Raw genomic sequence first — 11,652 nt, forward strand, 5'->3', positions numbered from 1 at the left:
TTGCATAGTAGATTCAATTTTGACAAGGTAAACAATATTACTCGCCACTGATTTCCTTGGCCAGTTTTTTGAGAGCTTCACTCTCAATCTGACGGACTCGCTCTCGCGTCAGTCCCAGTGCCTGCCCAATCTCTTTGAGGGTCTTCGGTTCCTCACCATCGAGCCCAAACCGCATCCGCAGGATGTTGGCTTCGCGATCTGGAATTTCCTTCAACAGCCTGAAAACATGTTTGAGGTTGTCATTTTCAACCAGTTCATCATCGGGCCCTTTGAGACGGTCATCGGGAATCATTTCTCCCAGCGACCAGCCGGCGTCCTGTTGTTCTGACTGCGGCGAGGAATTGTAAAGCTGAATTGCTTTCTTGACGATTTTCAGTTTCTTGGGAGGAAGATCCAGTTCACGTGCAACTTCCTCAGTCGTCGGAGTTCGGTCCAGCGTATCCTGAAGCTGGGCAGTTGCCCGCCGCCACTTGGTCAACAGTTCGACCATGTAGGCAGGAATACGGATCGTTTTCGCAGAATTGACCAGAGCCCGTTTTATTGACTGCTTGATCCAGTAACTGGCATAGGTACTGAAACGGGTCCCCATATCCGGGTCGAAGCCTTCGACTGCCCGCAGGAGCCCCAGGTTGCCCTCTTCGATCAGGTCCTGGAGTGGCAGGCCTTTGCCGGAATAAGCACGAGCAATATTCACCACCAGTCGCAGATTCGCACGAACCATCCGGTCGCGTGCCTCTTTATCACCATGTTCAATGCGATTCGACAGCTCTCTCTCTTCTTCGGCAGAGAGCAGGGCGGTTTCATTGATCTCTTTAAGATATGTTTCTAATGGATTCTGTACGGCTGAAGAGGAACGCCGTCGAGCAGTTTTCTGCATGGAAAACCTGTTATCTGTTTCTGGTGACAAATGGAAAGGCCGTTCGTTATCCCTGGCTTTCCATTCGATTTGCAACCGTTCGCGGGAACTCGTTTCCTCTCGACACGATAATTCAATCACAGTCAGTCGGTTAGATATACCGACACCCTGTAGAATTTCTATCGGCAGGCAACATCGCTTTTCTGAAACAGGACTCGAAAAGCAGCCCGGGAAAACACGGTTCTACGGAATCTGTAACGGTTAAATCGACTGGATAAGATTAGCGAGCTAAAACCCAGCTATCACAGTACTTTTTCACAAATAGCCCACACTGACATTGCATTCAGCAACTTTGATCCATGTATATCACCAGTCAAAAAACCTTACCTACTTAAGTATCTGATGGAGCAATTGATAAAGTCTCTACGAAAAAAAACGGCGATCATTCCTGATCGCCGCTCTATTAGCAACTGACAGTCAGTGACTGAAAGAGTTATACAAGTTTACTCTTCGCTGGAATCTTCTTCTTTAGAAGTTTCCGTACTCTCTGAAGGCATGGTGAACAGCGGAGCATCGCCACCGGTTCCCCCCATGAGTTCCTTACGGGGAGTGGAAGTAGCTTCGCTACTATCACCAGCAGCAGCTTCTTCTTCAATCGGTTCTTCGAGTTTACGACTCAGGCCGATTTTACGATCGTCTGTGTCGACACGCAGGATTTTTACATCCAGGGTTTCGCCGACTTTGACGATGTCTTCCGGATTTTCAACCTTGTGGTCTGCCAGTTCAGAGATATGGAGCAGGCCTTCCAGTTCGTCTTCCAGCTCAACAAAGACACCGAAATTGGTGATCTTGGTAACCACACCCTGTACGATTGCACCTGGCTGGTATTTCTGGGGAATGTCGGTTTCCCAGGGATCTGAAGAAAGCTGCTTCAGGCCCAGAGCAATCCGCTTGCGCTCTTCGTCAACAGAAATTACCAGACACTCGATTTCATCGCCTTTCTTCATTACTTCACTGGCGTGTGAAATCTTACGGGTCCAGGACATGTCGCTCACGTGCAACAGACCGTCGACACCTTCTTCCAGTTCGATGAATGCACCGTAGTTGGTAAGGTTGCGAACAGTCCCTTTGACCTTGGCACCTTCGGGGTATTTCTTGGTGACTTCGTCCCAGGGATTGGACTGAGTCTGCTTCATACCCAGAGAGATTTCCTGCTTGTCTTTGTTGACGCCCAGAACCACAACTTCGACTTCGTCGCCAATATTGACCAGTTCGCTGGGGTGGTTGATGCGTTTGGTCCAGGACATTTCACTGATGTGGACCAGACCTTCAATGCCGTCTTCCAGCTTCACAAAGGCACCGTAAGACATGACATTGACAACTGTTCCAGTAACCTTGGTTCCCACGGGGTATTTGGATTCGACCAGTTCCCAGGGGCTCGGTGATTTCTGTTTGAGGCCCAAAGCGATCTTTTCTTTGTCGCGATCAACACTCAGGATCATGACTTCGATTTCGTCATCAATCTTAACGATCTCAGTCGGATGATTGATACGGCCCCAGCTCATGTCAGTAATGTGCAGTAGACCATCGATTCCACCCAGATCGACGAAGGCACCAAAGTCGGCGATGTTTTTGACAACCCCTTTGACGATCTGACCTTCTTCGATTTTGCTGAGCAGGTCCTGTTTGAGCTTTTCGCGTTTTTCTTCGATGAGCTTACGACGTGAAACTACGATGTTACGACGGGCTTCGTCGATTTTCAGGATTACACACTCAATTGTACGACCAATGTAGTTGGCGATATCAGAGGGACGACGAATATCAACCTGGCTGGCTGGCAGGAAGACGTTCACGCCGATGTTGATCAGCAAACCACCTTTGATTTTGCGAACCACAGTACCTGAAACCACATCGCCTTCGGCGTGGGTTGCGATGACTTTTTCCCATTCGCGAATCCGGTCGGCTTTGCGTTTGGAGAGCATGGTCAGGCCGAACTCATCTTCGACCTCTTCGAGCAGTACCTGTACTTTATCACCGGCCTTGGGAGGCTCTTCCTCTTCGGACCATTCGTCGATATGTACAACACCTTCGCTCTTGAATCCGATATCAACGAGAACCTCTTCACCGTCGACACTCAAGACTACCCCGTCGATGATCTGATTCACATCATAGGCAATGGAAACCGATGCGTAGACATCATCCAGCACCCAATCATTCTCATCACCTTCTTCACCCGCTTCAACTTCGGGCATGACCTCGGCGAATGCCGCATCCAGGTCTTCGTCAGAAATACCAAACTCTCGAATTAAGTTACGATCAACCATACTAAAAAAAATCCAACTACACTTTTGATTTCGAAATTCATATTACGACTGGAAGTCATGGTTTTCTGATGTCAGCGGAAACAGAGCAAGGTTCTATTTCACAAGCTTAAAAGCGTCTCTTTATTGACATCATCGCATCATATTTGACAGATGCGGGCCTCTACAGGGCTGTCAACTTGCCTTCAAACCGGAACCGACAATCTAAAAAAAAAGCGAAGAGATCAGAGAATCTCCCGCAACGTTCCAGTGAATACCAACTTCTCCAAAACCATCTGTCTGACTTCATGGTCAATGCCCAACGCATTAATCAAGGCACAAAGCAGATCAGTCCGGCAAATATATCAGAAGGTTTTCATTTAATTCCAGCCATATAGGAGGCAGAAAGTAATGAAATCGCTGATTTCTTCGATTTTTCACCAAAATTGAGCCGGAATTCAATTTCACCCTGATTTAATGTCAGGAAAACCGGGGATGTGGCGACTCGTGTATCACAGACGGACTCTGTTGACTTAGTTTCGTGATTTTCTGGCGGATGGCATCAACCGAATCTGAATTATTCAAAATGGAGATTTTGAACTCTGTCTCGTAACTCTCACCGGGCTGTAACGCCTTAAGCCGCCCCTGTTCCCGTTCGGTTGCACGGAAATTAGGGTAATTGATGCCAGGTTCCAGGCCAGTCACGTAGCCAGCGGCTTCGGGTTGAGTATTTTTCCAGAGTGTAAAACAGGGTAGTTTCGCCTGCACAAACTCAACCAGAACCCCTATTCCACCCTCTCTACCAGACAGCAGAGCAGGGGTAAGCCCCTGTTCGTCGGCGACGGGTTGAAAATAGTAGGCTTGCTCGGCATAACCTGGAGTCGGCCCCAGATAGGTTTGATATTCCGTAACACCTTCTGCAGCGCGAGGATCGCGTGGAGCCATTTCTTCGAAAGGGATCGAAAATTGAGCTCCCTCTTCCAGAAAAGGTGCCCCCACATTGATGTGATAAAGCAGTTCGGATTCTGCTTCACTGGCACCAACATTGATAACCCGGTCTTTGATTGTAAATGATTCAGAGCCTAATTGAGTCTTCAGGGTCGATTCCAGCTGCAACTGGCTGCCAAACAGCATGCCTTCTGTCATGCGTCCGGTAATTCGTATCCATCCCCCGTCTGCAGGATCCAGTTCGACTGAGACATAATGGGCAGGAGTATTCGCGATACGACCATGTAGAGTCAGTTCCGACTCAAGCGGGTTGCCACCATCATCTGTTCCAGGGGGGCCCATGGAAATCAGCCCGCATCGACAAATCAGTTCATTGAATCCACTTAGCCAGCCCAGGCCTCCTCGTTCAGAGAGGTTGACCAATGCAGGATTGACCGGGGCTTTGACAGGGGAATTCCACCCGAGAGGTAGTTCATCGAACATCCCGTTCCAGATGCCCATGCCCCTGGTAGGGATGATATTGAGCTTTAAACGCCCGTTATTAACTTCAATCAGATCCACTCCCTCAGATGGACCTCCATGCAATGGTCGTTTGTCGACAGACCATTCTGATTTCTTTGAAAACTCAGGGTGACTCTCTGAATTCAGAAAAACCTTCTCGATCCAGGTTTGAGAACTCACGTCAGTGAACAAAATCTGAGTTGGTTTCATTGGGGCGCCTCAATGCTGTGGGATCAGAAAATCGATACTTTCGTCATTACCGTCGCAATAATGAATTTCAGCCTGACGGTATGGATAATGTAAACCGCTCCATTTCACATATCCACCAGTGAATACGAAAACGAAACAGAAACTACTCTTGCAGATGCTATTTACGACTTATAATACAGAATAGAACTGATTAATCTCAAACCGACAACCCTTCTACGACTAAAAGTTGATCATGGAACCATCGTCTATCGCACGTTTTCCACAGTCTGATGAGCACGGCTACCCTTACACGACCGAATGGTACGACTCACTGAAATCGTCCCTGGGTGAAGCGGGCTGCCGTCAGTTAGGCTTCTATCCGATCCCGCCAGATTTTCTACTGTCGGTCGTGATCCCGATTTTCAATGAACAAAAGACGGTCGAGAACCTGATCAGCCAGGTCAAGGCAGTGCCCATTCGTAAGGAACTGGTACTCGTCGATGATGGCAGCACAGATGGCACTCGCGATATTCTCAAACGTCTCGAAGAACAGGCGCAGTCGGAACAGGATGCGTATAACGAAATCCGTGTCATTTTTCACGAGGTCAATCAGGGGAAGGGGGCAGCCGTCCGTACCGGTTTCCTGGAAGCGCAGGGGGATGTAATGCTGATCCAGGATGCTGACCTGGAATACGATCCCTCTGAGTACCCTCGTTTGCTACAGCCTATCATCGAAGGTCGTGCCGATGTCGTTTATGGCAGCCGATTTCTGGGAGATCAGCCGCATCGCGTTCTCTACTATTGGCACTACCTGGGAAACAGGTTTTTGACGACCCTCTCAAACTGTTTCACTAACCTCAACCTGACCGACATGGAGACCTGCTATAAGTTGTTCAAAAAGGATGTGATTAAGGAAATCGCTCCTGGACTCTGTCAGAACCGATTTGGTATCGAGCCGGAACTGACAGCAAAAGTGGCCCGACGTCGCTGTCGTATTTTCGAGATGTCGATCAGCTATGACGGCCGCACTTATGATCAGGGTAAAAAAATCGGCTGGAAAGACGGCGTCAAAGCACTCTGGTGTATCGTACGCTACGGTCTGAAGGATTAGTGACCAGCCTCAATCTGCAATAAGCTGGCTTAGCGGCTACACTTATTTTCACAACGGCTTGCCCGTTCCTTTCTAAAATCAGGTCTGCCACCATTGCCTGCGGGGCGGATTTTCCCATAGAATCAGCAAATAATATTTAATCTGGCAATGATACACATGTCTCCCCGCTCTTCGCAGGAAGAATTACCTGGTCAAACACGGATGTCTAACCAGAAGACAATGACACACCAGGATGATCCCAGCCATCAGCAACCAGTAAGAAGATCTTAAGCAACGAACGGAACAGCATATGGCCTCTCCGCAGGAGAATCCCCAACGAACCCCTCCTCCCGGCAAAGATCCCCAAAAGCCATCCAGCAAAGAAACTCAAGGTGCCCCTTCAACCGGCCCCTGGCTGATTATTCTGCTGATTCTGGTCATTGGCAGTCTGATGATGATGAAATCTTCGCCGGAGAATACCGGTTCGAAGGTCGATTACAGCTTTTTCATCGATGAGCTCAATAGGGGCAACGTCGATTCCGTCGAGTTCCATGGAGATATTCTGACCGGTAAATGGAAAGTCCGTCCGAAAAATCCGGATGATAAAGAAAAGAAGGGTGAAAAGCTTGCGGAAGAGTTTAATACCGTGCTCCCCTCTCACCCGGTTGAAGATCGTGACCTGGTTCCCGAACTGATTAAACAGAATGTAACCTTCAAAGCCGAGAGTACCAGTGTCGGTATTGGTACGTATATTTTACCCTGGCTGATTGGTCCCTTGCTGATCATCGGCTTCTTCTGGTTTATGCTCCGACGGTCGGCCGATCCCATGGGATCGGGAATGCTTGGTAATTTCACCAAGAGCCCGGCCAAACGATTCCGGCCTTCCGAGGAACAGACCACCTTCGACGACGTCGCTGCGATGGAACAGGCGAAGGCGGAACTGCAGGAAGTGGTTGAATTCCTGAAAACTCCGGCCAAATTTCAGCGTCTCGGTGCTCAGATCCCCAAGGGTGTGCTTTTGATGGGCTCTCCCGGTACCGGGAAAACTCTGCTGGCCCGTGCCACCGCAGGGGAAGCCGGCGTTCCCTTTTATTCGATTAACGGTTCGGAATTTATCCAGATGTTCGTTGGCGTCGGTGCCAGCCGGGTGCGTGACCTGTTCCGCAACGCCAAGGAAAATGCCCCCTGCATCATCTTCGTCGATGAAATCGATGCCGTTGGTCGAATTCGTGGTGCCGGACTGGGCGGGGGACACGATGAACGCGAACAGACCCTCAACCAGATGCTCAGTGAAATGGATGGCTTTCAACAGAATGAAGCCGTCATTGTGATCGCCGCAACCAATCGTCCCGATGTTCTGGACCCGGCACTGCTGCGTCCCGGGCGATTCGACCGGCATATCACCGTTGACCGTCCAACTAAAGAGGGCCGGGCGGCGATTCTAAAAGTACATTCGCGGAAAATCCCCCTCTCGGATGATGTCGATCTGGAAAAGATCGCTGCAGGAACAATCGGCTTTTCGGGAGCTGATTTGAAAAACCTGGTAAATGAAGCAGCCCTGTCCGCGACACGGCTCAATAAAGATCAGGTAGACAAAGAAGATTTTGACAATGCACGGGATCGTGTTTTAATGGGACCACCTCGTGAAGAGATTCTCAGTGAAAAAGAGCGGGAAATGACCGCTTACCACGAAGCAGGCCACGCGTTATTAGCCTGGTTGCTTCCGGAGATCGATCCTGTGCATAAAGTGACCGTCATTCCTCGCGGCAGAGCGTTGGGCGTGACACAACTGCTGCCCGATGAAGAGCGTTATAACATGGGTGAGAAACAACTCCACTCACAGTTAGCCTTTATGTTGGGTGGTCGTGCTGCAGAAGGGCTGGTGTTTGGTGAGCATACAGCCGGAGCAGCAGACGACATCAAGCGTGCCACACAGATCACACGTAAAATGGTCGGACAGTGGGGCATGAGTGGTGTAATTGGACCTGTGGCGTTTCGCCACTCAGATGAAAACCCGTTCCTGGGTAAAGAGATGAAATCTCAAGGCGAGTGCAGTGAAGAAACTGCACACGTCATTGACCAGGAAATGCAGCGGTTCTTAAACGCTGCTGAAGAACGGGCAGTGAAGATTTTAACAGAAAACAGGGAGAAACTTGACCTGCTGGCAAAAGCACTCGTAGAACAAGAGGCCATTGACAGTAATGACATCAAGCGTCTGATCGGAGTTTCGGTTCGGGAACAAGCGAATCTGGATAACGCGAAGCAGGCTGGTACTGATACAGAAAATGAACAGCCACCAGAATAATGCTCCGGCACAGGATGCCTCAGCGCAGAGCGAGATTTCTCCTGCCTCAGCAGGAATTTACAGGATATGAATCAGAAGAAGAAAAAAAAGACGACAACTGCCAGTTTTGATCAGTTAGGACTCAAAGACAAAATATTAAAAGACCTGAGTAAAGCAGGTTACGAAAAACCAAGCCCCATTCAGGCTGAGTTGATTCCGATTGCAGTCACCGGCAAAGACTGTATAGGTCAGGCACGTACTGGAACCGGTAAAACTGCGGCATTCTCGTTGCCGGTTCTGCAGCAGATTGACCTCAGACGCCCTGGAATCCAAGCCCTGATCCTTGCTCCGACCCGCGAGTTGAGCGAACAGGTCGCTGTGGAAATCCGTAAACTCTGTCCTTCGAAGTCACTCAGTCTGGCCGTTCTTGTGGGAGGTAAGCCGGTCCGTCCGCAGGAAAACCAACTGAAGAAAGGTGCCCAGATCGCCGTTGGTACCCCTGGTCGAGTTATCGACCATATCAACCGAGGTAATCTGAAGCTGAGCACCCTACGCTTTGCCGTTCTCGATGAAGCAGACCGCATGCTGGACATCGGCTTTCGACCAGACATTGAGAAGATTCTCCGCAAGTGTCCCAAAGAACGCCAGACATTGTTGCTCTCAGCAACACTGCCACCTCCCGTTGAGCGGTTGGCACAACGCTATATGAATGAGCCCGTGATGATCGATCTGTCTGAGAACAAAGTCAGCGTCGATGCCATCGATCAGTATTACATCACTGTCGATCCAGATCGAAAAATCAAACTACTCTCACGACTCTTATTCCAGGAACGTCCGAAACAGACCATCGTCTTCACGCGAACCAAACGGGGAGCCGACAAGCTGGATCGGATCTTCTCGAAAAAATTGAAGGACGTTGCCGCCATTCACGGGGACCTGCCTCAACCCAAACGGGACCGGGTACTGAAAAAATTCCGTGAAGGAAAAATCCGTCTGCTGATCGCCACCGATGTGATGGGACGAGGGATTGATGTCAGTGGGATTTCACACATCATCAATTTTGATATTCCTGAATTCAGTGATGACTATGTGCACCGTATTGGACGAGTTGGAAGACTCTCATCAGATCTGAAGGGGGCCGCATTCACCTTCGTCGCCCCCGATGAAGGTGATCAGTTAACCAATATTGAGAACCGGATTAACCACATGATTCAGGAATTCCGGGTGGATAAATTTGAAGCCTACCGCCCCAAAAAACCACGCAAGGAACTGGAACAGATTTCTCACTTGGGGAACACAGAGCACCTGATCAATCCTGAGTTCGGTGATTTTTAAGCTGCCTTAAGCCTGTTGCTGGAGAAACTGCTCAATGCGGGGCAGCATGATTTCATGGGCGTCTTCAAAGACGTAATGCCCCGCGTCCGGAATTCGCAGTGTCTCTGCCTGCGGAAACCGACGCTCGAATTCATCCAGAAAATTTGTAGTAAAGCACCAGTCTTTTTCTCCCCAGATTAACAGCATCGGCTGGTCTTTGAACTGTGCGAGTCCTTCCTCGACGTGCTTCAAAGTTTCATAACTGCGGTGAGAAGGTTTCAGCGGGATATCCTGCACGAAACGGTGCACAGCAACTCGATTCTGCCAGTTGTTGTATGGCCCCAAAAACCCGGTTTTGACATCTCTGGTCATCCGATCATGTTTCTCCACTGCCATCCGAATTGCAGCCCCGGAAAAGAGATTGAGACCACGCACACCCCAAGCCCCCAATACAGGGATTCTGCAGACTGCAATTCGCAGGGGAATTTCCTGCGAACGAAAGGCAGCAGTGTTCATCAGGACGAACTTCCCGAACCGCTCAGGAAGGTCGACCGCAGCCCCCATCCCGATGGCGCCGCCCCAGTCATGGGCAAACAGTGTGATATTCTTGAGATCCAGTTCTGTGATAAGTGTCTGCAGATTTGCAATATGTGTCGCAAGAGTATAAGAATAATCCTGGGGCTTATCAGAGAGCCCACATCCCATGTGATCGACGGCAATCACGCGATAAGAGCGGGAGAGCTGCTTCACCAGCCGCCGCCAGGCGAAGCTCCAGGTAGGATTTCCGTGCACCATCAGCAGAGGCTCTCCCTGGCCTTCATCCAGATAGTGATATTGATGTCCGTCAATCTTCAGCCAGTGCGAAGCAAACGGATATTCTTCTTGGATCTGTTCACGAAAATTCATGTGGGCTTCTTCAATCGTAGTCTCTGACAGCATTTCTAGCGATGGCTCTCTATTACTGGTTTTGCATACCTTATCGGGATTCCCCGTTTCTGGCGAGTGAACCATCCAGTGCTTTTAAAAACCGCTCCAGATCTTCCCTTTGATGGGCGCAGGTCAGGGAAATTCGTAATCGGGAAGTCCCCTGGGGAACGGTGGGGGGCCTGATCGCTCCCACCAGAAAACCATCTGACTGCAGATCCCTCGCCACCTGCATCGTTAAGTCAGGATCGGACAGGATCACAGGGATAATTGGCCCGGTGGAGGCGGGCACCGTCAGCTGAGAACGTTCCTTCAGGCCTGATCTCAGATAGCGGGACAGCTCATGCAGTCGAACGCGTCGCACAGATTCTGTCTGGATGATTTCCAGTGCAGCACAGGCAGCAGCACAGATAGACGGGGGCAGGGCAGTGGAATAAATCTGGGTTCGCACGCGGTTCCAGAGCCAGTTGATCAATGTTTCAGAACCAGAAACAAAGCCCCCCAGGCAGCCCACGGCTTTACTGAGTGTACCAATCCGAATGGCCACTCTGTCTTCAACCCCCAGCTCTTCAGCCAGACCGCGTCCTTTACCTCCGTACACACCGGTACCGTGCGCCTCATCAATGATTAGACTGGCCCCAAACTCCTCTGCCAGTTCACAGAGATCACGCAGAGGGGCGGAAAGGCCGTCCATACTGAATACGGAATCGGTAACAATGAACTTCCTGCCTGCTCCCGTGGGTTTCGCGAGCTCGCGTTTCAGTTTCTCCAGCTGATCATGTCGGTAGACACGAAACCGGGCTCCCGAAAATCGGCAACCATCAATCAGGCTGGCATGATTTAACCGATCACAGAAAATGGTATCTGCTTCCTGAGCGACCGCTGAGATCACCCCCAGGTTGGCTGCATAGCCACTGGGAAATAACAGAGCCGCCTCAGCCCCTTCAAACTTTGCCAGCTGCTCTTCGAGACGAGCATGCCAGCTGGTTCGACCACTCACCAGGGCACTTGCGCGAGCCCCGACTCCCAACTCAGACAGTGCGGCAGAAGCTGCAGAGACCAGCCGTGGATCCTGTGCCAGGTCAAGATAGTCATTACTGGAGAAATTGACCAGTGTCTGGCCATCAAGCAGACAACGTCCCCCTGCTAGAGGCTGAAACATTCTGCGCGAACGAAACAGCCCCGCCTCCCGGATCTGCTGGAGATCAGTTTCCATCCATTCCGGAAGTTCAGAGGACGTCATAAA

The 11,652-nt window shown here is 50.3% G+C and carries 8 protein-coding genes; 3 read left to right on the top strand and 5 right to left on the bottom strand.

The features are described 5' to 3' along the window. Positions 1 to 37: 37 nt before the first annotated feature. The 3 genes from RID21_RS01870 to RID21_RS01880 form a co-directional block, all read right to left on the bottom strand. Positions 38 to 877, bottom strand: a complete 840-nt coding sequence (locus tag RID21_RS01870) for a sigma-70 family RNA polymerase sigma factor (RefSeq protein ID WP_145040100.1) — start codon at positions 875 to 877, stop codon at positions 38 to 40. A 482-nt stretch (positions 878 to 1,359) separates the two neighbouring features. After that, complete coding sequence (rpsA, locus tag RID21_RS01875; RefSeq protein WP_350186919.1) at positions 1,360 to 3,180, bottom strand: 30S ribosomal protein S1; 1,821 nt, start codon at positions 3,178 to 3,180, stop codon at positions 1,360 to 1,362. Positions 3,181 to 3,636: 456 nt separating this feature from the next. Further along, positions 3,637 to 4,665, bottom strand: a complete 1,029-nt coding sequence (locus tag RID21_RS01880) for an aldose 1-epimerase family protein (RefSeq protein ID WP_350186920.1) — start codon at positions 4,663 to 4,665, stop codon at positions 3,637 to 3,639. Between the two features lie 382 nt (positions 4,666 to 5,047). Between RID21_RS01880 and RID21_RS01885 the strand changes: the two genes are divergently transcribed. The 3 genes from RID21_RS01885 to RID21_RS01895 all read left to right on the top strand — a co-directional run bounded on the left by RID21_RS01885 (position 5,048) and on the right by RID21_RS01895 (position 9,503). Continuing rightward, positions 5,048 to 5,905 carry a glycosyltransferase family 2 protein gene (locus RID21_RS01885; protein WP_350186921.1) on the top strand — a complete coding sequence of 286 codons (858 nt, stop codon included), beginning with the start codon at positions 5,048 to 5,050 and terminating at the stop codon, positions 5,903 to 5,905. Positions 5,906 to 6,194: 289 nt separating this feature from the next. Further along, positions 6,195 to 8,189 (top strand): ATP-dependent zinc metalloprotease FtsH, encoded by a 1,995-nt coding sequence (gene ftsH, locus RID21_RS01890; RefSeq protein WP_145183852.1) that lies wholly within the window; start codon positions 6,195 to 6,197, stop codon positions 8,187 to 8,189. A gap of 66 nt (positions 8,190 to 8,255) precedes the next feature. After that, positions 8,256 to 9,503: a DEAD/DEAH box helicase gene (locus RID21_RS01895; RefSeq protein WP_350186922.1), complete on the top strand. Its 1,248-nt coding sequence runs from the start codon at positions 8,256 to 8,258 to the stop codon at positions 9,501 to 9,503. Between the two features lie 6 nt (positions 9,504 to 9,509). Here the strand turns inward: RID21_RS01895 and RID21_RS01900 are convergent, their stop codons facing one another. Further along, a complete protein-coding gene (locus RID21_RS01900) occupies positions 9,510 to 10,388 on the bottom strand; it encodes an alpha/beta fold hydrolase (RefSeq protein WP_350186923.1) in 879 nt (292 codons plus the stop codon). 70 nt (positions 10,389 to 10,458) lie between these two features. Next, on the bottom strand, positions 10,459 to 11,649 hold the full coding sequence (gene bioF, locus RID21_RS01905; protein ID WP_350186924.1) for an 8-amino-7-oxononanoate synthase: 1,191 nt from the start codon (positions 11,647 to 11,649) through the stop codon (positions 10,459 to 10,461). Positions 11,650 to 11,652: the final 3 nt, after the last annotated feature.

This window comes from Gimesia sp. (assembly GCF_040219335.1).
Lineage (GTDB): Bacteria > Planctomycetota > Planctomycetia > Planctomycetales > Planctomycetaceae > Gimesia.

Coding starts and splice junctions, on each gene's coding strand:
- RID21_RS01885 (WP_350186921.1), top strand. CDS start 5,048: ATGGAACCATCGTCTATCGCACGTTTTCCACAGTCTGATGAGCACGGC.
- RID21_RS01870 (WP_145040100.1), bottom strand. CDS start 877: ATGCAGAAAACTGCTCGACGGCGTTCCTCTTCAGCCGTACAGAATCCA.
- RID21_RS01900 (WP_350186923.1), bottom strand. CDS start 10,388: ATGAATTTTCGTGAACAGATCCAAGAAGAATATCCGTTTGCTTCGCAC.
- rpsA (WP_350186919.1), bottom strand. CDS start 3,180: ATGGTTGATCGTAACTTAATTCGAGAGTTTGGTATTTCTGACGAAGAC.
- RID21_RS01895 (WP_350186922.1), top strand. CDS start 8,256: ATGAATCAGAAGAAGAAAAAAAAGACGACAACTGCCAGTTTTGATCAG.
- ftsH (WP_145183852.1), top strand. CDS start 6,195: ATGGCCTCTCCGCAGGAGAATCCCCAACGAACCCCTCCTCCCGGCAAA.
- bioF (WP_350186924.1), bottom strand. CDS start 11,649: ATGACGTCCTCTGAACTTCCGGAATGGATGGAAACTGATCTCCAGCAG.